This is a genomic window from Streptomyces sp. NBC_00582 (assembly GCF_036345155.1).
Classification (GTDB): Bacteria; Actinomycetota; Actinomycetes; order Streptomycetales; family Streptomycetaceae; genus Streptomyces.
Genome location: NZ_CP107772.1, coordinates 7,963,414 through 7,984,210, shown reverse-complemented (window position 1 = coordinate 7,984,210; position 20,797 = coordinate 7,963,414). Strand labels below are relative to the sequence as shown.

The window sequence follows — 20,797 nt, the reverse complement described above, 5'->3', positions numbered from 1 at the left end:
CCGATTTCACCGGTTGGCCGGGTTCCGTTCGTCCGGGAACCACTCCCGCCCACGGGACGTCTTCGATCACCGTGCCGGTCAAGACCTCGACCCTCCGCCCCCGGGAGCCGCGTTGCCGTTCACTCTGAGCCACGCGGCGGCTGTCCTGCCGGCGGTGCGCCCCGACGGAACCGGCCGTGGACGGCTGGTTCCGGCCGTTCTCGTGGCGGGTTCCTTCGCCCCCGATCTGACGTACTACGCGGCGAGCGTCCTGTCCGCGGCCATGGAGTTCGGTGAGGTCACCCACTCCTTTCCCGGTGTCTTCACCGTCGACGTGCTCATGACCTGGACGCTGGTGGGGCTCTGGCTGCTGGTGCGCGAACCGCTGGTGGCGCTGCTGCCGCGGTCCCGGCAGGCGCGGACGGCCGCGCTCACCCGCTGTGGGGCGCCACGCGCGCGCGTGCGGCCCGCCACGGTGGCGTGGTGGTACGTCTCCGCGGTGCTCGGCTCGCTGACCCACGTGGTGTGGGACGCCTTCACCCATCTCGACCGCTGGGGCATGCGGCTGTTCCCGGTGCTGGGCGAGACGGTGGCGGGCTCGCCGCTGTACTGGTATCTGCAGTACGGCGGTTCGGCCGTGGCCGCCGTCGTGATCGCCGTGTTCGTGGTGCTCGCGCTGCGCCGGGCGCCGGTGGGCGGGCCGGTGGGGGTGCCGGCGCTGTCCGCGCGGGACCGGTGGCTGGCGGCCGCGGTGATCGGCGGCTGCGCGCTGGTGGGGGCCGTGCGGCGGGTGTCGCGGTGGTGGGCGTACTGGGAGCCGCGCGGCGCGAAGCCGTGGGAGCTGATCCCGACGGTCTGCTTCGGGGCGGGCGCGGGCCTGGTGCTGGGGCTGCTGCTGTACGCCGTCGCCGTGCGTGTGTGGCGTCCGGTCCCCGGGGACGCGGCGGGCGGGCGGCCCGACGGGGTCAGCGTGGGGCGGAGCCGTCAGGGCGTGCGCTGAGGGGCGTCGTCGCGACGAAGACGGTGATACGGCGGACCGGTTTCCGTCGGTGCAGACGGCTGAGGGCGGCCAGGGCGAGGGTGAGGCAGGCGCGGACCTGCTCGGCCGAGTGCGCGACGCGGGCGGCGGCCGGGAGGCCGGGGACGTGGGCTGTGGAGGCCCCGGGTGCGAGGGCGGGGAGCGGGCGCCGGGGGCGGGGCGCGCCGGGGGCGCCCTGAGTGTCCGCGGTCGCCGTGCCGCGGCCGACGGCCGTCCGGCGGTGATGCGTACGTATACCCATGGCGGCATCGTGGCGGGCGGAGGGTGTGCGGGGCGTGTTCTCGGGGGCCACGTGGGTGAGGGCCCTTCGGGGGATGTACCGGGGGTGACGGACGGAGGGGCACCGCCGTACCGCGCCGTCGTGGCCGCTCGCCGTCGCGTGGAAAGCAAGCGCCGGCCCGGCGACGAGGGCCCGGTCCCCGCCGACCGGGCCTCTCCACGCCACGTGGAAAGCAAGCGCCGACCCCCCGAAGACCACCCCGTCCCCGCCAACCAGACCTCTCCACGCCACGTGGAAAGCAAGCGCCGACCCCCCGAAGACCACCCCGTCCCCGCCAACCAGACCTCTCCACGCCACGCGCAAAACAAGCGCCGACCCCCCGAAGACCACCCCGTCCCCGCCAACCAGACCTCTCCACGCCACGCGCAAAGCAAGCGCCGGCCCGGCGACGAGGGCCCGGGCCCCGCCGACCGGGCCTCTTCACGTCACGGCGGGAGCAAGCCGCCGCTCCCCCGCCGGAGGCTAGTGCGCCGCCGACTCCCAGTCCGGGCCCGCGCCCACCGAGACGTCCAGGGGAGCCCTGAGGTGGACCGCTTCGGACATCTCGCGGCGGACCAGTTCCTCCACGGCCGCGCGCTCGCCGGGGGCGATCTCCAGGACGATTTCGTCGTGGACCTGGAGCAGCATGCGGGAGGTGTGGCCCGCCGCGCGCAGGGCGCCGTCCACCTTGAGCATGGCGATCTTGACGATGTCGGCCGCGGTGCCCTGGATGGGCGCGTTGAGCGCCATCCGCTCGGCCGCCTCACGGCGCTGGCGGTTGTCGCTGTTGAGGTCGGGGAGGTAGCGGCGGCGGCCGAAGAGGGTCGCCGTGTAGCCGGTCGCCCGGGCCTCGTCGACGGCGCGGCGCAGATAGTCGCGGACGCCGCCGAAGCGCTCGAAGTAGGCGTCCATCAGCGCACGGGCCTCGCCCGCCTCGATGTTGAGCTGCTGGGAGAGGCCGAACGCCGACAGACCGTAGGCCAGGCCGTAGGACATGGCCTTGATCTTGCGGCGCATCTCCGCGTCCACCGCGGTCGGTTCGACGGCGAACACCTGGGAGGCGGCCGTGGTGTGCAGGTCCTCGCCGGAGGTGAACGCCCGGATCAGGCCCTCGTCCTCGGAGAGGTGGGCCATCACGCGCAGCTCGATCTGGCTGTAGTCGGCGGTCATCAGGGACTCGAAGCCCTCGCCGACGACGAAGCCGCGGCGGATCGCGCGGCCCTCGTCGGTGCGGACCGGGATGTTCTGGAGGTTGGGGTCGGTGGACGACAGCCGGCCGGTCGCGGCGACGGTCTGGTTGAAGGTGGTGTGGATGCGGCCGTCGGCGGCGATGGTCTTGATCAGGCCCTCGACGGTGACGCGGAGCTTCGCCTGCTCGCGGTGGCGGAGCATGATGACGGGCAGTTCGTTGTCCGTCTGGCCGGCGAGCCAGGCCAGGGCGTCGGCGTCGGTGGTGTAGCCGGTCTTGGTCTTCTTGGTCTTGGGCAGGGCCAGTTCGCCGAAGAGGACCTCCTGGAGCTGCTTGGGCGAGCCGAGGTTGAACTCGTGGCCCGCGGCCGCGTGCGCTTCCTTGACGGCCTGCTGGACGGCTCCGGCGAACATCTGCTCCATGGCCTCGAGATGGGCGCGGTCGGCGGCGATGCCGTGCCGCTCCATGCGGGCGAGGAGGGCGGAGGTGGGCAGTTCCATGTCCTGGAGCAGGTCCGCCGCGCCGACCTCCTCCAGCTTGCCGCGGAAGGCCTCGCCGAGGTCGAGGATCGCGCGGGCCTGCACCATGAGGGCCTCGGCCTCGGCGCCGTCGTCCGCGCCGAAGGCGAGCTGGCCGTCGGCCGCGGCGGCGGGCGCCAGTTCACGGCCCAGGTACTCCAGGGACAGCGCGTCGAGGTCGAAGGAGCGGCGGCCGGGCTTGACCAGGTAGGCGGCGAGGGCGGTGTCCATGCGGACGCCGGCGACGGACCAGCCGTGCTCGGCGCACACGCGCATGGCGCCCTTGGCGTTGTGCAGGACCTTGGGGCGGTCCGCGTCGGCCAGCCAGGCCGCCCAGGCCCGCTCGTCGGCCTCGTCGAGCCGGGAGGGGTCGAACCAGGCGGCCGGGCCGTCGGCGGTGGCCAGGGCGACCTCGGCGACCGAGCCGGCGCCCAGCGCCCAGGTGTCGACGGTGGCGACGCCGAGGGCCTGCTCGGCGTGGTCGGCGAGCCAGCCGGCCAGCTCGCCCGTGCCCAGCACGGTGCCGTCCAGCTCGACGCCGGCGGTGATCACGGGGGTCGTCTCGGCCTCGGCGCCGCCCGGGTCGACGGCCAGGAGCCGCTCGCGCAGGGAGGGGTTCCTGATCTCCAGGGTGTCCAGGACCAGCGCGACGGCCGTGCGGTCGTACGGGGCGCGCTCCAGGTCGGTGACCGCCTTCGGCAGCTCCACGGTGCGGACCATCTCGGTGAGGCGGCGGTTGAGCTTGACCGCCTCCAGGTGGTCGCGGAGGTTCTGCCCTGCCTTGCCCTTGACCTCCTCGACGCGCTCGACGAGATCGGCGAACGAGCCGAACTGGTTGATCCACTTCGCGGCCGTCTTCTCGCCGACGCCCGGGATGCCCGGGAGGTTGTCGGACGGGTCGCCGCGCAGCGCCGCGAAGTCGGGGTACTGGGCGGGCGTCAGTCCGTACTTCTCGAAGACCTTCTCCGGGGTGAACCGCGTCAGCTCGGAGACGCCCTTCGTCGGATAGAGGACGGTCGTGTGCTCGGTGACGAGCTGGAAGGAGTCGCGGTCGCCGGTGACGATCAGCACCTCGAAGCCCTCGGCCTCGGCCTGGGTGGCGAGCGTGGCGATGACGTCGTCGGCCTCGAAGCCGTCGACGGCGAAACGCGAGACGTGCATCGCGTCGAGCAGCTCGCCGATCAGCTCGACCTGGCCCTTGAACTCGTCCGGGGTCTTCGAGCGGTTCGCCTTGTACTCGGTGAACTCCTCGGAGCGCCAGGTCTTGCGGGAGACGTCGAAGGCGACCGCGAAGTGCGTGGGCGCCTCGTCACGCAGGGTGTTGGCCAGCATCGACGCGAAGCCGTAGATCGCGTTCGTCGGCTGGCCCGTCGCGGTGGTGAAGTTCTCCGCGGGCAGCGCGAAGAACGCGCGGTAGGCCAGCGAGTGCCCGTCCATGAGCATCAGGCGCGGGCGGCTGCCGCCGTCGGGGGTCTCGGTCTTCTTCGATGCTGTCTCTGCCACGCCCCCGATCCTGCCACGCCCCACTGACACTCGGCCCCGCCCACGGTCCACGGCTGCCGCCGCGCCGGGTGCGGGCCGGCACGGCTTTCCCGGGCCGTTGCCCCTTCCGCAACCATTGCCCCATACGCAACCATTGACTGCGCACCTCGCACGCCCCGCCCGCCGGGACCGTCAGGACCCCGTGCGAGGATGCGGAAGCATGTCGCACGGGACGGTACGCACCGTGCACGACCGAACACACTGCGCACACCGCCGAGGCAGCACACCGCAGGACGAAGGAGAGGGTGCGATGGCAACGAAGCCGCCCAAGGCTGATCCGGTCCAGGACGCGCCAGAGGTCGCCCAGCCGAAGCACTCGGCGGCGGGCCTGCCGGCCGTCGGACACTCCCTGCGGATCGCCCAGCAGCAGATGGGTGTCCGGCGCACCGCGCTGACCCTGCTGCGGGTCAACCAGAAGAACGGCTTCGACTGCCCCGGCTGCGCCTGGCCCGAGCCGGACCACCGGCACGCCGCGGAGTTCTGCGAGAACGGCGCGAAGGCGGTGGCGGAGGAGGCGACCCTGCGCCGGGTCACCCCGGAGTTCTTCGCCGCCCACCCCGTCGACGACCTCGCCACCCGCAGCGGCTACTGGCTCGGCCAGCAGGGGCGGCTCACCCACCCCATGTACCTCCCCGAGGGCGGCACGCACTACGAGCCGGTCACCTGGGAGCGCGCCTTCGACATCATCGCCGAGGAGACCGCCGCCCTCGCCTCCCCCGACGAGGCCGTCTTCTACACCTCGGGCCGCACCAGCAACGAGGCCGCGTTCCTCTACCAGCTCTTCGCGCGCGAGCTCGGCACGAACAACCTGCCCGACTGCTCCAACATGTGCCACGAGTCCTCCGGCTCCGCCCTGACGGAGACCATCGGCATCGGCAAGGGCAGCGTCCTGCTGGAGGACCTCTACCGGGCCGACCTGATCATCGTCGCCGGCCAGAACCCGGGCACGAACCACCCGCGGATGCTCTCCGCCCTGGAGAAGGCCAAGGCGGGAGGCGCGAAGATCATCAGCGTCAACCCGCTGCCCGAGGCGGGCCTGGAGCGGTTCAAGAACCCGCAGACCCCGCAGGGCATGCTCAAGGGCGCCGCGCTCACCGATCTGTTCCTGCAGATCCGCATCGGCGGCGACCAGGCCCTCTTCCGGCTCCTCAACAAGCTCGTCCTCGAGACGGAGGGCGCCGTCGACGAGACGTTCGTCGCCGAGCACACCCACGGCTTCGAGGAGTTCGCCGAGGTGGCCCGCGCCGCGGACTGGGACGAGACGCTCACCGCGACCGGCCTCACGCGCGCGGAGATCGAGGAGACCCTGCGCATGGTGCTCGCCTCCGAGCGCACCATCGTCTGCTGGGCCATGGGCCTCACCCAGCACAAGCACTCCGTGCCCACCATCCGCGAGGTGGTCAACCTCCTCCTCCTGCGCGGCAACATCGGCCGGCCGGGCGCGGGCGTGTGCCCGGTGCGCGGCCACTCCAACGTGCAGGGCGACCGGACCATGGGCATCTTCGAGCGGCCCGCCCCGGCCTTCCTCGACGCCCTGGAGAGGGAGTTCGGCTTCGCGCCGCCGCGCGGGCACGGCTTCGACGTGGTGCGCGCCATCCGCGCCCTGCGCGACGGCGAGGCGAAGCTGTTCTTCGCCATGGGCGGCAACTTCGTCGCCGCCTCCCCCGACACCGACGTCACCGAGGCGGCCATGCGGCGCGCCCGGCTGACCGTGCACGTGTCGACCAAGCTGAACCGCTCCCACGTCGTCACGGGCGCGCGGGCGCTGATCCTGCCGACGCTCGGCCGCACCGAGCGGGACCTCCAGGGCGGCGGCGAGCAGTTCGTGACGGTCGAGGACTCCATGGGCATGGTGCACGCCTCACGCGGCCGTCTGGCCCCCGCGAGCGCCCATCTGCTGTCCGAGCCCGCCATCGTCAGCCGGCTGGCCCGCCGGGTCCTCGGCGAGGACAGCAAGGTGCCGTGGGAGGAGTTCGAGAAGGACTACGCGACGATCCGTGACCGGATAGCGCGCGTGATCCCCGGCTTCGAGGACTTCAACGCGCGCGTGGCCCACCCGGGCGGCTTCGCGCTCCCGCACGCCCCGCGCGACGAGCGCCGCTTCCCGACGGCCACCGGCAAGGCCAACTTCACCGCCGCGCCCGTCGAGTACCCGAAGCTGCCCGAGGGCCGGCTGCTGCTGCAGACGCTGCGCTCGCACGACCAGTACAACACCACGATCTACGGCCTGGACGACCGCTACCGGGGCATCAGGAACGGCCGAAGGGTCGTCCTGGTCAACCCCGAGGACGCGCGCGCGTTCGGGCTCGCGGACGGGTCGTACGTGGACCTGGTCGGCGAGTGGCGGGACGGCGTGGAGCGGCGGGCGCCCGGTTTCCGGGTCGTGCTGTACCCGACGACCCGGGGCTGCGCGGCGGCGTACTACCCGGAGACGAACGTGCTGGTCCCGCTGGACGCCACCGCCGACACGAGCAACACCCCTGCCAGCAAGTCCGTCGTGGTGCGTCTGGAACAATCGTCGACCGACTGAGCGTTTGCTCAGTGACTGGACGCGATCGACGAACGGAGCCCGGCCCCATGGGCGAGCAGCAGCATGTGAAGTTCCCGGCGGAGGTCATCGAGGAGTACGCCGCGCTCGGCATCGACATCGTGGCCCTCTTCTCGGCCGGGCACCTCGGCTCCCGTATGGGGGTCGAGATCGTCGAGGCCTCCGCGGACCGGGTCGTCGGCACCATGCCGGTGGAGGGCAACACCCAGCCGTACGGACTGCTGCACGGCGGCGCCTCCGCGGTGCTGGCCGAGACCCTCGGCTCGGTCGGGTCGATGCTGCACGGCGGCAGCTCCAAGATCGCCGTCGGGGTCGACCTGAACTGCACCCACCACCGGGGCGTCCGCTCCGGCCTGGTCACCGGCGTGGCCACGCCCGTGCACCAGGGGCGGTCGACCGCGACGTACGAGATCGTGATCAGCGACGAGGAGGGGCGGCGGGTGTGCACCGCCCGGCTGACCTGTCTGCTGCGGGACGCCCCCTCGGCGGGCTGACGGCTCCTCGGGGACGCGCCGCCAGGCCCGTTGCCCCCGGCGCCCCGGCGTCCTAGCGTCGGGGCATGACAACGGGAGGGGCGCGCGGAGCGCGGGCGGCGGCACGGGTGCTGGGATGGGTGCTTCTGGCCTGGTTCTCGGCGGCCGCCTGCGGTGACACCGCCCGAAGCGGGGGGACACCGTCCGCCTCCCCGTCCACCACCTCGCCCGAGGAGCTGTGCACGCGCGTGGTCGCCCACTGGTCGCGCGAGGTCCTGGACAGCCACACCTACGGCGACTACCAGTCCATGGGGCTGTCCAACGGCCAGTACGACATCCTGCGGAGCGTCGTGGACGCCGCGCGGGCCGAGAAGAAACGCCAAGGGGCCGACGCCGCCGACGCGTTGATCGACCGTGAGGCCCGAGCGGGCTGCGCCGACTGGTACCGCTCCGGCGGCCCGGGCGAAGGCCCCTGGCAGTGAGCGGCATCGGCCCGATCGAACCGGGCGAGGGCACGCACGCGTGGGACGCCCCCGCACCCGGCGAACCCCCCGCCGGGACGCGGCCCCCCGCAGGGGGATCCCCCGCGCCTCCTCCGGACTCCCTGCGGACCCGGCTCTCCCGCCTCCCCACCACCCACCGCAGAACCGTCCTCGCCGCCCTCACCGCGGCCGGCGTCCTCGCGGGCGCCGCCCTGCTCTACGCGACGCGCCCCCAGGAGCGTGAACAGGCCACGCCCGCACCGCCGTTCCCCGCCCAGGTCGTCGACGTGACCTATCTCGGGGAACGCGCGGTCCCGCCCGGCACCCGTCCGCACACCCTCGCCTTCGACGTGCTGCTGAACGTGGAGTCCGGACCGCCGGTCACGGTGACGCACCTGTCCCAGCCGTACGCCGGAGTCTCCCTGACCTCGGCCCCCCGGGCCCCGTTCCGCACCAGGGCGGGCTCCGCGCGCACGATCGTGATCACCATGCATGTGGCGGAATGCGGAAAGGTGCCGGAGAGCGCCGGACTGCCTTTCATCGACGTAACTCTGCGTAATACGCGTGCAATACAAGTCCAGAGCTTCATCCTGGGCCCCCGCTATGCGCAGGACCTCTCCCGGGCCCTACAAGTCGCCTGTAGCAACGATTCAACGTAATTACCAAAACCCTTGAGACGCCTGAACCCACCGGGGTTCATCCTGCGCGTTCTCAGCATGCGGACAGGGCGAATCGGCCTGAAATTCGCTGTTCCACCCGCCAAGTACCGCTCTGCATTACCTCGTGTCATAACAAGAGCGTCACAGCCTGCTTCAGACCCTCCTCCCGGTTCCCTCCGCCCGCTTAGAGTCACGCCCAGTCACCGCGCAGCTGGAATACCCCTTCGGCCACAGCGCTCGACTCGGCCTCTTCCAGGGGGGAGGGCCGCCCAGGGAAAGGACTGGAACGTGCGTCAACGTTCGCTCATCGCCATCACCGCCGCGCTGTCCGCCGGTGCACTCACCCTCACCGCCTGCGGTTCGCGCGACAGCGGCGGCGACAAGGGCTCCGACAGCGGCGGCACCACCGTCACCATCGGCGTCGACGCCCCGCTCACCGGCGACCTGTCCGCGCTGGGCCTCGGCATCAAGAACTCCGTCGACCTCGCCGCCAAAACGGCCAACAAGCAGAAGACCGTCGACGGCGTGACCTTCAAGGTCGTCGCCAAGGACGACCAGGCGCAGCCCTCCGCAGGCCAGCAGAACGCCACCGCCCTCGTCGCCGACAAGAGCGTCCTCGGCGTGGTCGGCCCGCTGAACTCCTCCGTCGCCGAGTCGATGCAGAAGGTCTTCGACGACGCCAAGCTGGTCGAGGTCTCCCCGGCCAACACCAACCCGGCGCTCACCCAGGGCACCGACTGGGCGAACACCAAGAAGCGCCCCTACGCGTCGTACTTCCGCACCGCGACCACGGACGCCATCCAGGGCCCGTTCGCCGCGCAGTACGTCTTCAACGACGCCAAGAAGAAGAAGGTCTTCGTCATCGACGACAAGAAGACCTACGGCGCCGGCCTCGCCGCGACCTTCACCGAGGAGTTCAAGAAGCTCGGCGGTTCGGTCGTCGGCACCGAGCACATCAACCCCGACTCCAAGGACTTCTCCGCGGTCGCCACCAAGGTGAAGAACTCCGGCGCCGAGGTCGTCTACTACGGCGGCGAGTACCCGCAGGCCGGCCCGCTCAGCAAGCAGATCAAGGCCGCCGGTGCCAAGATCCCGCTGGTCGGCGGCGACGGCATCTTCGACCCGACCTTCATCAAGCTGGCCGGCACGGACGCCACCGGCGACCTGGCCACCTCCGTCGGCGCCCCGGTCGAGGAGCTGGACTCCGCCAAGGAGTTCGTCGCCAACTACAAGGCCGCCGGCTACAAGGAGGAGTACGCCGCGTACGGCGGTTACTCCTACGACTCCGCCTGGGCGATCATCGAGGCCGTCAAGAAGGTCGTCGACGACAACGGCGGCAAGCTGCCCGACGACGCGCGCGCCAAGGTCACCGCGGCCATGCAGGGCGTCTCCTTCGACGGTGTGACCGGCAAGGTCTCCTTCGACGAGTTCGGTGACGCCACCAACAAGCAGCTCACCGTCTACGCCGTCGAGAACGGTGCCTGGAAGGCCGTCAAGTCCGGCACGTACTCCGGCTGACCTCACCCGCACCACTCCTGAGCCGCGCGGGGCGCTGTTCCACTGGCGCCCCGCGCGGACTCACATCCGGCCCCACCCGTCGAAACATCCGAACCGTCTCGGAGGACATGCGGTGAACGAACTGCCGCAGCAGCTGGTCAACGGCCTGCTACTGGGATCCATGTACGGCCTGGTCGCCATCGGCTACACAATGGTCTATGGCATTGTCCAGCTCATCAACTTCGCCCACGGCGAGATCTTCATGACCGGAGCGTTCGGCGCTCTCACGGTCTACGTATACATTCTGCCCGACGGCACCTCGATGGCCATCGCCCTGCCCCTGATGCTGGTGGGCGCGGTCATGGTCTCCGTCACCGTCGCCGTGGGAGCGGAACGGTTCGCCTACCGTCCCCTCCGCAACGCACCCCGCCTCGCACCGCTCATCACCGCCATCGGTCTCTCCCTGGCGCTCCAGCAGGCCGTCTGGGCCTGGTACCCCGAGGCCAAGTCCGCCCGCGTCTTCCCCCAGATCGACGGCGGCCCCTTCGAGATCGGCAGCGTCACCATCCAGACCGGTGACGTCTTCCTGCTCATCGCCGCGCCGCTCAGCATGGGCTTCCTCGCCTACTTCGTCATGAAGACCCGCACCGGACGCGGTATGCAGGCCACCGCCCAGGACCCGGACACCGCCAAGCTCATGGGCGTCAACACCGACCGCATCATCGTGATCGCGTTCGCCCTCGGCGCCACCTTCGCCGCCGTCGGAGCCGTCGCCTACGGCCTCAAGTACGGCCAGATCTCCTTCACCATGGGCTTCCTGCTCGGCCTCAAGGCCTTCACCGCGGCCGTCCTCGGCGGTATCGGCAACATCTACGGCGCCATGATCGGCGGCGTCGTCCTCGGCATCGCCGAGACCCTGGCCACCGCCTACATCGCCGACATCCCCGGCATGGACAAGTTCGGCAGCAACTCCTGGGCCGACGTCTGGGCCTTCGTACTCCTCATCCTCGTGCTGCTGTTCCGGCCCCAGGGCCTGCTCGGCGAGCGCGTCGCGGACAGGGCGTGACACCGATGACGACACAGACCACCACACCCGAAGCCTTCGGCGACGCCGCACCGCCCGCTCCCGCCGGCCTCATCGGCATCCCCGAGACCGCCGCCCGCGCCCTCACCACCGGCGGCGCGATCCTCACCGTCATCTCCACCTTCCTCGCCTGGACCTGGACCTCCGCCTTCCCCGGCGACCTCACCGTCTACGGCTACCCGGGCGGCCTGCAGGTCCTCGTCCTCATCGGCGGAGCCCTCACCACCCTCTTCGCCCTCGCCTCCTACGGCGTCAAGGGCCTCGGCTGGCTCACCCCCGCCGGCGCCGACGGCGCGATCAAGTTCGCCGCGCTCGCCACCTTCGCGACCGCCTGGTACACCGTCATCGCGATCAGCACCGACCTCGGCGGTGTCGTCAACCTCGAACCCGGCGGCTACCTCGTCGCCGTGGCCAGCCTCGCCGCTTTCCTCGGCGCCCTGGCCCTGCCGTTCGAACACCCCGAGCCCGACCCGATCGACCCCGACGACACGTCGTGGGAGCACGCCAAGCACAAGCTCGGCCACCAGTGGCAGACCGTCAAGGCCGCCTTCGGCTCCGGGACCGCGCGTCCCGCCCCGGCCCTGCCCGCCTACGCCGAGATCCTGATCATCGCCGCCGTCCTCGCCCTCGCCCTCACCGTCTTCACCTACGGCATCGGCACCGAGTACGACGAACTGTTCATCGGCTTCCTCATCACCGCCGGCTTCGGCTTCGCCGCCGTCGGCAAGGCCGGCCTCGTCGCCCAGGCGAGCCAGATCACCGCCCGGCACCAGAACATCACCATCTGCGGCGCGTTCGTGGCCGCCGCAGCGTTCCCCTTCACCCAGACCGACGACCAGTACGCGACCCTCGGCGTCTACATCCTCATCTTCGCCACCGTCGCCCTCGGCCTGAACATCGTCGTCGGCCTCGCCGGCCTCCTCGACCTCGGTTACGTCGCCTTCCTCGGCGTCGGCGCCTACGCGGCCGCCATGGTCTCCGGGTCCCCGAGCTCGCCGTTCGACGTGCACTTCCCCTTCTGGGCCGCCGCACTCGTCGGCTGCGCCGCCTCCCTGGTCTTCGGCGTCCTCATCGGCGCCCCGACCCTGCGCCTGCGCGGCGACTACCTCGCCATCGTCACCCTCGGCTTCGGTGAGATCTTCCGCATCACCGCCAACAACCTCGACGGCACCTCCGGCCCCGACATCACCAACGGATCCAACGGCATCTCCTCCATCCCGAACCTGAACATCCTCGGGTTCGACTTCGGAGCCGTCCACAACATCCTCGGCGTCGACATCGGCCGCTTCGCCAACTACTTCTTCCTGATGCTCATCATCACCGCCATCGTGGTGCTGGTCTTCCGGCGCAGCGGAGACTCCCGCATCGGCCGCGCCTGGGTCGCCATCCGTGAGGACGAGACCGCCGCCCTCGCCATGGGCATCAACGGCTTCCGCGTCAAGCTCATCGCCTTCGCCGTCGGCGCCTCCCTCGCCGGCCTCGCCGGCACCGTCCAGGCCCACGTCACCTACACCGTGACGCCCGAGCAGTACCTCTTCGCCGGCCCCATCCCGCCCAACTCCGCCTTCCTCCTCGCCGCGGTCGTCCTCGGCGGCATGGGCACCATCGGCGGCCCCCTCATCGGCGCCTCCCTGCTCTTCCTCATCCCCAACAAGCTCCAGTTCCTGGGCGACTACCAGCTCTTCGCCTTCGGCCTCGCACTCATCCTGCTGATGCGCTTCCGGCCGGAGGGCATGATCCCCAACCGCCGCCGCCAGCTCGAGTTCCACGAGGAAGCGGAAGCGCCCACCGTCCTCACGAAGGCAGGGGCCTGACCACCATGACCACCGACACCACCACCACGGTCGCCCCCACCGGCGAGACGGTCCTCGACGCACGCGGCGTCACCATGCGCTTCGGCGGCCTCACCGCCGTCCGCGACGTCAACCTCACCGTCAACAGCGGCGAGATCGTCGGCCTCATCGGCCCCAACGGCGCCGGCAAGACGACCTTCTTCAACTGCCTCACCGGCCTCTACATCCCGACCGAGGGCGAGGTCCGCTACAAGGGCACCGTCCTGCCGCCCAAGTCCTTCAAGGTCACCGCCGCCGGCATCGCCCGCACCTTCCAGAACATCCGTCTGTTCGCCAACATGACGGTCCTGGAGAACGTGCTGGTGGGCCGTCACACGCGGACGAAGGAAGGTTTCTGGTCGGCCGTCCTGCGCGGCCCCGGCTTCCACAAGGCCGAGGCGGCCTCCCGCGAACGCGCCATGGAACTCCTGGCGTTCGTGGGCCTCGAGAAGAAGGCCGACCACCTCGCCCGCAACCTCCCCTACGGCGAGCAGCGCAAGCTCGAGATCGCGCGAGCGCTGGCGAGCGAGCCGGGCCTGCTCCTCCTCGACGAGCCCACGGCCGGTATGAACCCCCAGGAGACGCGAGCCACCGAGGAACTCGTCTTCGCCATCCGTGACAAGGGCATCGCCGTCCTCGTCATCGAGCACGACATGCGCTTCATCTTCAACCTCTGCGACCGCGTGGCCGTCCTGGTCCAGGGCGAGAAGCTCATCGAGGGCGACAGCGCCACCGTCCAGGGCGACGAGCGCGTCATCGCCGCCTACCTCGGCGAACCCTTCGAGAACGCCCCCGGCGACGAGGAGGCCGCCGAAGTCGAGGCCGCCGAGGCCGGCGCCGCCCGGGCTGACGCCGACACCACGACGGACGCCGCGCCGGGCAAGGAGAACGACCGATGACCGCACTGCTCGAAGTCGAGGACCTCCGGGTCGCCTACGGCAAGATCGAAGCCGTCAAGGGCATCTCCTTCAAGGTCGAGGCCGGCGAGGTCGTCACCCTGATCGGCACCAACGGCGCCGGCAAGACGACCACCCTGCGCACCCTGTCCGGGCTGCTCAAGCCGGTCGGCGGTCAGATCAAGTTCAACGGCAAGTCGCTGAAGAAGGTCGCCGCCCACGACATCGTCTCGCTGGGGCTCGCCCACTCCCCCGAGGGGCGGCACATCTTCCCCCGCATGACGATCGAGGACAACCTCCGCCTCGGCGCCTTCCTCCGCAGCGACAAGGCGGGCATCGAGAAGGACATCCAGCGCGCCTACGACCTCTTCCCGATCCTGGGAGAACGCCGCAAGCAGGCCGCAGGCACGCTGTCCGGCGGTGAGCAGCAGATGCTCGCCATGGGCCGCGCGCTGATGTCCCAGCCGAAGCTGCTCATGCTGGACGAGCCCTCCATGGGCCTCTCCCCCATCATGATGCAGAAGATCATGGCCACCATCGCCGAGCTGAAGTCCCAGGGCATGACGATCCTGCTCATCGAGCAGAACGCCCAGGCGGCGCTCTCCCTGGCGGACCAGGGTCACGTCATGGAGGTCGGCAACATCGTCCTCTCCGGCACCGGCCGGGACCTCCTCCACGACGAGTCGGTCCGCAAGGCCTACCTCGGCGAGGACTGAGGTTCCGCCTCTCCGCGGCATACGACGAGGCCCGCACCCCTTCCCCGGGTGCGGGCCTCGTCGTGCGTGTGGCGGGGTCAGCCCTTGTTGGCCTTCTTCTCCTCGGCGTCCTCGATAACGGCCTCGGCGACCTGCTGCATCGACATCCGCCGGTCCATGGAGGTCTTCTGGATCCACCGGAACGCGGCGGGCTCGGTCAGCCCGTACTCCGTCTGGAGGATCGACTTGGCCCGATCGACCAGCTTGCGGGTCTCCAGCCGGAGCGTGAGGTCGGCGACCTCCTTCTCCAGCTCCTTGAGTTCGTTGAACCGGGACACGGCCATCTCGATGGCCGGCACGACATCACTCTTGCTGAAGGGCTTCACGAGGTACGCCATGGCACCGGCGTCCCGGGCCCGCTCGACCAGGTCCCGCTGCGAGAAGGCGGTGAGCATCAGCACGGGGGCGATGCGCTCCTCCGCGATCTTCTCGGCGGCGGAGATGCCGTCCATCTTGGGCATCTTCACGTCGAGGATGACGAGGTCCGGCTGGTGCTCGCGGGCCAGCTCGATCGCCTGCTCACCGTCACCCGCCTCACCGACGACGCTGTAGCCCTCCTCCTCCAGCATCTCTTTGAGATCGAGCCGGATCAGGGCCTCGTCCTCGGCGATGACGACACGGGTCGTCAGCGGCGGCACGTGCGACTTGTCGTCATCGGGCACGTCTACGGGCTGGGGCGACTCGGGGGCGGTCACGGGGGCTCCTCGTTCAGGGCAGGGGTACTGCTGACAAGAGCCTACCTATCTCCTGTATGTTTGAGGCACCGAGGGGCTACACTAACCTTCGGTTCGAAGAGGCTCCGGTAGTCCAATCGGTAGAGACGATACCCTCAAAAGGTATTCAGTGTGGGTTCGAATCCCACCCGGGGCACTTAACCTTCAATTCGAAGGTCGCCAATCAAAAGCGGATGTTCCCATTCTCGTGAACATCGGCTTTTTGCTGCGTGTCGTCGTGATCACCCTCACAGAGTGGCCACATGTACGACGTCAGCACACGCAAGCGCGCACTCGCCCTCGTAGCGCAGGGCCGGAGCCTGAATTCGGTAAGCAAGCAGACCGGTATCTCCCGCGCCGCGATCCGCTCCTGGCAGGACCGCCTAGAGCCCTTGCCTCGTATCGCGCCTCAAGACCCTGGACCACCCGCTGACGAATGCGCATACGCATATCTGCTCGGGCTCTATCTCGGCGACGGATGCATTAGCCCGCATCGGCGCAGCGGCTACTACCTGCGCATCGCCTGCGCAGATGCGTGGCCCGGGCTCATCGAACTGTGCCGCGACGCCATCAGGAAGGTGCGCCCGGGCATCGGCGTGTACATCCTGCAGAGACAGGGCTGCGTCGCGGTGACGTCCTACTCACAGCACTGGCCGCGCCTCTTTCCTCAGCACGGCCCCGGCAAGAAGCACGACCGTCGAATCACCCTTGAGCCTTGGCAGCAAGCCATCGTCGACGCCCACCCCTGGGAGTTCATCCGGGGCCTCATCCACTCCGACGGATGTCGGCTCACGAACTGGACCACCCGCGTCGTCGCCGGAGTGCGCAAGCGCTACGAATACCCCCGCTACTTCTTCACCAACGTCTCCGACGACATCCGGCGGCTCTACACCGACACCCTCGACAAGCTGGGCGTCGAGTGGACCTACTGCACCCGCAACGGAACACCGTTCAACGTCTCCGTCGCCCGCAAAGCCTCCGTCGCCCTACTCGACGCCCACGTAGGTCCCAAACACTGACAGGCCCCTACTTCGGGCTGTCGTCCTCCCCCACATGGTGGACGCGGACCAGGTTCGTCGCGCCCGAGACCCCCGGCGGGGAGCCTGCCGTGATCACGATGATGTCGCCCTTGTGGCAGCGGCCGTACTTCAGGAGCAGCTCGTCCACCTGGGCGACCATCGCGTCCGTGGAGCCGACCGGGGGGACCAGGAAGGTTTCCGCGCCCCAGGTGAGGGTCAGCTGGGAGCGGGTCGACTGTTCCGGGGTGAAGGCCAGGAGGGGGATCGGGGAGCGGTAGCGGGAGAGGCGGCGGGCCGTGTCGCCGGTCTGGGTGAAGGCGACCAGGAGTTTGGCGTTCAGGAAGTCGCCGATCTCCGCCGCCGCCCGGGCGACCGCGCCGCCCTGGGTGCGGGGCTTGTTGCGTTCGGTGAGGGGCGGGAGGCCCTTGGCCAGGATGTCCTCCTCCGCCGCCGCCACGATCCTGGCCATCGTGCGGACCGTCTGGATCGCGTACGCGCCGACGCTGGTCTCGCCCGAGAGCATGACGGCGTCCGTGCCGTCGATCACGGCGTTCGCGACGTCCGAGGCCTCGGCGCGGGTCGGGCGGGAGTTCTCGATCATCGAGTCGAGCATCTGGGTCGCCACGATGACCGGCTTGGCGTTGCGCTTCGCCAGCTTGATCGCTCGCTTCTGGACGATCGGGACCTGTTCGAGGGGCATCTCGACGCCGAGGTCGCCACGAGCGACCATGATCCCGTCGAAGGCGGCCACGATGTCGTCGATCGCCTCCACCGCCTGGGGTTTCTCCACCTTGGCGATGACGGGCAGCCTGCGGCCCTCCTCGTCCATGATGCGGTGGACGTCCAGGATGTCGCGGCCGCTGCGCACGAAGGACAGGGCGATCACGTCGAAGCCCGTGCGGAGCGCCCAGCGCAGGTCCTCCTCGTCCTTCTTGGACAGGGCGGGGACCGAGACGGCGACGCCCGGGAGGTTCAGGCCCTTGTGGTCGGAGACGACGCCGCCTTCGACCACACGGGTGTGGACCTCCGCGCCCACGACCTCCGTGACCTCCAGGCAGACCTTGCCGTCGTCGACGAGGATCCGCTCGCCGGGGGTCACGTCCTGCGCCAGGCCGGCGTACGTCGTGCCGCAGCGCTTGCCGTCACCCGCCACGCCTTCCTCCACGGTGATCGTGAAGGTGTCGTCGCGTTCGAGGAGTACCGGTCCTTCCGCGAAGTGGCCGAGGCGGATCTTCGGGCCTTGAAGATCGGCGAGGAGGCCGACGCTGCGGCCGGTCTCGTCGGAGGCCTTGCGGACGCGGTGGTAGCGCTCGTCGTGTTCGGCGTGGCTGCCGTGGCTGAGATTGAAGCGGGCGACGTCCATTCCGGCGTCGACCAGGGCTTTGATCTGGTCGTAGGAGTCGGTGGCGGGGCCCAGGGTGCAGACGATTTTCGCTCGGCGCATGAGTCGAGCCTATGACGTACCGGGCAGTAGCGAATTGGGGGGACGTGACCGGCCAACAACCGTTTGGTGAAGGGGAGTTGACAAGCGTTGAATTGTGCGGGGTACCGCTCTTATGAGCATACCGATTTCGTGCCCGCATTCACCGAAAGGGTGAATTCACAGGGTCGGCGGGACCATCGTGAATTGCGCGCTCACCTCGGCCCGCACCCGCATCCGCTGCGGTTCGAGGTCCAGCGGCTCGGGCGCCGTCTCCTCCGCTTCCGCGGCCGTCGACATCCGCCGCACCCGGCTGCCGAAGCCCGACCGGGGGCGCCCCGGTACCGATCCGGTTCCGGTGTCGGCCAGCTCGATCAGTGCGCCGACCGTCGTGCCCAGCGCCTCCGCGTACTCCTTGGCCCGCCGTACGGCGTCCTGTACCGCCTGCCGGCGGGCGGCACGGTGGACGGGCGAGTCGGGGCGCAGGGTCCACCAGGGGCCGTCGACCCGGGTGAGGTCCAGGTCGGCGAGGCGTGTCGCCAGTTCACCCAGTGCGGTGAAGTCGGTCAGCTCGGCGGTGAGGTGGACGCGGCCGTGGTAGGCGTGGACGCGTTCGCCCCGGCCGCGCCGCTCGAGTTCCGGGGTGAGGGACACCGCGCCTGTCGAGACGTCCTCCACCGCGTCGCCGTAGGACTTGATCAGCTCCACGACGGTGGCGTTACGCCGGGTGAGGTCGTCGAGGGTGGTGCGGCGCTCCTTGCCGCGTGCGGTGACGGTGATGCCGAGGTGGGCGAGGTCGGGGTCGGTTTCCAGTTCGGCCTCGCCGCGTACCGCGAGGAGGGGGGCGTCGGGGGTGCCGTACGGCGGAATCCGCGGTGAGGTCATACGCCCCACCATGTCACGCCTTTCCCTTTTGAGGGGGCGGAGTTGACCCGGCGTCGCCCCCTCTGGTCACCAGATCGAAACCTCCGGGGCCTGTTGCGGTCGGTCATGCACGGGTCAGAATCTACGCGCGTTTGTCTACGCGCGTTGTTGACCATCGCCCTAGGAGCTCGAGACATGCCGTTGAACCGCCGGAAGTTTCTGAAGAAGTCCGCCGTGACCGGGGCGGGGGTGGCGATCGCGGGTGCGGCTGCGGCTCCGGCGGCGCGGGCCGCGGAGGCGAGGCAGCCGGGGAAGCCCGTCAAGCAGCCGAAGCGGTACGCGCTGACCGTGCTCGGGACGACCGACCTGCACGGGCATGTCTTCAACTGGGACTACTTCAAGAACGCGGAGTACACGGACAAGGCGGGCAACGCCCAGGGTCTCGCGCGCATCTCGACGCTGGTGAACCAGATCCGTGCCGAGAAGGGGCGGGAGAACGTCCTGCTGCTGGACGCGGGCGACACGATCCAGGGCACGCCGCTGACGTACTACTACGCGAAGGTGGACCCGATCACCGCCAAGGGCGGTCCGGTGCACCCGATGGCGCAGGCGATGAACGCGATCGGGTACGACGCGGCGGCGCTGGGCAACCACGAGTTCAACTACGGCATCGAGACGCTGAGGAAGTTCGAGTCGCAGCTGCGGTTCCCGCTGCTGGGCGCGAACGCGGTGGACGCCAGGACGCTGAGGCCGGCCTTCCAGCCGTACGCGATCAGGACGTTCTGCGTGAAGGGCGCGCCGCCGGTCAAGGTCGCGATCCTGGGCCTCACGAACCCCGGTATCGCCATCTGGGACAAGGCGTACGTGCAGGGCAAGCTGGCGTTCCCGGGCCTGGAGGAGCAGGCCGCGAAGTGGGTGCCGAAGCTGAAGGCGATGGGCGCGGACGTGGTGGTCGTGTCGGCGCACTCCGGGTCCTCCGGGACGTCCTCGTACGGTGACCAGTTGCCGTACGTGGAGAACTCCGCGGCGCTGGTGGCGCAGCAGGTGCCGGACATCGACGCGGTGCTGGTGGGTCACGCGCACGTGGAGATTCCGGAGCTGAGGGTCACGAACGAGAAGACCGGGAGGACGGTCGTCCTGTCGGAGCCGCTGGCCTACGCCGAGCGGCTGTCCGTGTTCGACATCGAGCTGGTGTTCGAGAAGGGGCGGTGGACGGTCGAGTCGGTGGCGTCGAAGGTGCTGAACTCCAACACCGTGGCCGACGACCCGAAGATCACCAAGCTGCTGAGCGACGAGCACGCGAAGGTCGTGGAGTACGTCAACCAGGTGGTCGGTACGGCGACCGAGACGCTGACGACGGTCGAGGCGCGGTACAAGGACGCCCCGATCATCGACCTGATCACCAAGGTCCAGGAGGACGTCGTCAAGGCGGCGCTGGCGGGGACGTCGTACGCGTCGCTGCCGGTGATCTCGCAGGCGTCGCCGTTCTCCCGTACGTCGGAGATCCCGGCGGGCAACGTGACGATCCGCGATCTGTCGAGCCTGTACGTGTACGACAACACGCTGGTGGCGAAGCTGCTGACGGGTGCGCAGATCAAGGCGTACCTGGAGTACTCGGCGGAGTACTTCGTGCAGACGGCCGCCGGCACGGTCGTGGACGTCGAGAAGCTGACGAACGCGAACAACCGGCCGGACTACAACTACGACTATGTGTCGGGGCTGTCGTACGACATCGACATCGCGCAGGCGGCGGGTTCGCGGATCAAGAACCTGACGTTCGAGGGGGCGGCGCTGGACGACGCGCAGCAGTTCGTGTTCGCGGTGAACAACTACCGGGCGAACGGCGGTGGCGCGTTCCCGCATGTGGCCTCCGCCACCGAGCTGTGGTCGGAGTCGACGGAGATCCGGACGCGGATCGCGGAGTGGGTGACCGCGAAGGGTGTGCTGGACCCGAAGGACTTCGCTTCGGTGGACTGGAAGCTCACGCGGGACGGTACGCCGGTGTTCTGAGCCGTGCTCTGATCCGAGG

17 protein-coding genes and 1 tRNA gene are annotated in these 20,797 nt (G+C 69.9%); 13 read left to right on the top strand and 5 right to left on the bottom strand.

Going from position 1 to position 20,797, the window contains the following annotated elements:
* The first annotated feature begins 112 nt into the window (after nt 1–112).
* Nucleotides 113–979 (top strand): DUF4184 family protein, encoded by an 867-nt coding sequence (locus tag OG852_RS36075; RefSeq protein WP_330350119.1) that lies wholly within the window; start codon nt 113–115, stop codon nt 977–979.
* Here the strand turns inward: OG852_RS36075 and OG852_RS36070 are convergent.
* Both OG852_RS36070 and polA read right to left on the bottom strand, forming a co-directional pair.
* Nucleotides 945–1,259 carry a hypothetical protein gene (locus OG852_RS36070; protein WP_330350118.1) on the bottom strand — a complete coding sequence of 105 codons (315 nt, stop codon included), beginning with the start codon at nt 1,257–1,259 and terminating at the stop codon, nt 945–947. The genes OG852_RS36075 and OG852_RS36070 overlap by 35 nt on opposite strands.
* Nucleotides 1,260–1,760: 501 nt before the next feature.
* Nucleotides 1,761–4,487 carry a DNA polymerase I gene (gene polA / locus OG852_RS36065; protein ID WP_133910177.1) on the bottom strand — a complete coding sequence of 909 codons (2,727 nt, stop codon included), beginning with the start codon at nt 4,485–4,487 and terminating at the stop codon, nt 1,761–1,763.
* 289 nt (nt 4,488–4,776) lie between these two features.
* Here polA and OG852_RS36060 point away from each other — a divergent pair, with 289 nt between their 5' ends.
* The 9 genes from OG852_RS36060 to OG852_RS36020 all read left to right on the top strand — a co-directional run bounded on the left by OG852_RS36060 (nt 4,777) and on the right by OG852_RS36020 (nt 14,713).
* Nucleotides 4,777–7,056, top strand: coding sequence for an FdhF/YdeP family oxidoreductase (locus OG852_RS36060; RefSeq protein ID WP_133910176.1), 2,280 nt, complete (start codon nt 4,777–4,779; stop codon nt 7,054–7,056).
* 47 nt (nt 7,057–7,103) lie between these two features.
* The gene (locus tag OG852_RS36055; RefSeq protein ID WP_133910175.1) at nt 7,104–7,568 is read left to right on the top strand and encodes a PaaI family thioesterase; all 465 of its coding nucleotides are present in this window, start codon (nt 7,104–7,106) and stop codon (nt 7,566–7,568) included.
* Between the two features lie 65 nt (nt 7,569–7,633).
* Nucleotides 7,634–8,029 carry a hypothetical protein gene (locus OG852_RS36050; RefSeq protein WP_133910174.1) on the top strand — a complete coding sequence of 132 codons (396 nt, stop codon included), beginning with the start codon at nt 7,634–7,636 and terminating at the stop codon, nt 8,027–8,029.
* Complete coding sequence (locus OG852_RS36045) at nt 8,026–8,688, top strand: Tat pathway signal sequence domain protein (protein ID WP_133910173.1); 663 nt, start codon at nt 8,026–8,028, stop codon at nt 8,686–8,688. The genes OG852_RS36050 and OG852_RS36045 overlap by 4 nt, the downstream gene beginning before the upstream one ends.
* A gap of 288 nt (nt 8,689–8,976) precedes the next feature.
* Nucleotides 8,977–10,206: a branched-chain amino acid ABC transporter substrate-binding protein gene (locus tag OG852_RS36040; protein WP_133910172.1), complete on the top strand. Its 1,230-nt coding sequence runs from the start codon at nt 8,977–8,979 to the stop codon at nt 10,204–10,206.
* Between the two features lie 112 nt (nt 10,207–10,318).
* The gene (locus OG852_RS36035; protein WP_133910171.1) at nt 10,319–11,251 is read left to right on the top strand and encodes a branched-chain amino acid ABC transporter permease; all 933 of its coding nucleotides are present in this window, start codon (nt 10,319–10,321) and stop codon (nt 11,249–11,251) included.
* Between the two features lie 5 nt (nt 11,252–11,256).
* Entirely contained in the window at nt 11,257–13,083 is a 1,827-nt protein-coding gene (locus OG852_RS36030; RefSeq protein ID WP_133910170.1) for a branched-chain amino acid ABC transporter permease, read from the top strand.
* 5 nt (nt 13,084–13,088) lie between these two features.
* Nucleotides 13,089–14,000, top strand: coding sequence for an ABC transporter ATP-binding protein (locus tag OG852_RS36025; RefSeq protein WP_330350117.1), 912 nt, complete (start codon nt 13,089–13,091; stop codon nt 13,998–14,000).
* Nucleotides 13,997–14,713: an ABC transporter ATP-binding protein gene (locus OG852_RS36020; protein WP_133910168.1), complete on the top strand. Its 717-nt coding sequence runs from the start codon at nt 13,997–13,999 to the stop codon at nt 14,711–14,713. Before OG852_RS36025 ends, OG852_RS36020 begins: the two co-directional genes overlap by 4 nt.
* Before the next feature lie 77 nt (nt 14,714–14,790).
* On the opposite strand, the gene OG852_RS36015 is transcribed toward OG852_RS36020, so the two are convergent.
* Nucleotides 14,791–15,447 (bottom strand): ANTAR domain-containing response regulator, encoded by a 657-nt coding sequence (locus OG852_RS36015; protein ID WP_133910167.1) that lies wholly within the window; start codon nt 15,445–15,447, stop codon nt 14,791–14,793.
* A 101-nt stretch (nt 15,448–15,548) separates the two neighbouring features.
* Between OG852_RS36015 and OG852_RS36010 the strand changes: the two genes are divergently transcribed.
* Nucleotides 15,549–15,622, top strand: a tRNA-Leu gene (locus OG852_RS36010).
* A 106-nt stretch (nt 15,623–15,728) separates the two neighbouring features.
* A complete protein-coding gene (locus OG852_RS36005) occupies nt 15,729–16,484 on the top strand; it encodes a helix-turn-helix domain-containing protein (protein ID WP_330350116.1) in 756 nt (251 codons plus the stop codon).
* 7 nt (nt 16,485–16,491) lie between these two features.
* Here the strand turns inward: OG852_RS36005 and pyk are convergent, their stop codons facing one another.
* Both pyk and OG852_RS35995 read right to left on the bottom strand, forming a co-directional pair.
* Nucleotides 16,492–17,928 (bottom strand): pyruvate kinase, encoded by a 1,437-nt coding sequence (gene pyk / locus OG852_RS36000; protein ID WP_330350115.1) that lies wholly within the window; start codon nt 17,926–17,928, stop codon nt 16,492–16,494.
* Nucleotides 17,929–18,084: 156 nt separating this feature from the next.
* Entirely contained in the window at nt 18,085–18,789 is a 705-nt protein-coding gene (locus OG852_RS35995) for an SIMPL domain-containing protein (protein WP_133910164.1), read from the bottom strand.
* Nucleotides 18,790–18,963: 174 nt separating this feature from the next.
* On the opposite strand from OG852_RS35995, the gene OG852_RS35990 reads away from it, so the two are divergent.
* A complete protein-coding gene (locus tag OG852_RS35990; protein WP_133910163.1) occupies nt 18,964–20,778 on the top strand; it encodes a bifunctional metallophosphatase/5'-nucleotidase in 1,815 nt (604 codons plus the stop codon).
* The last annotated feature ends 19 nt before the right edge of the window (nt 20,779–20,797 follow it).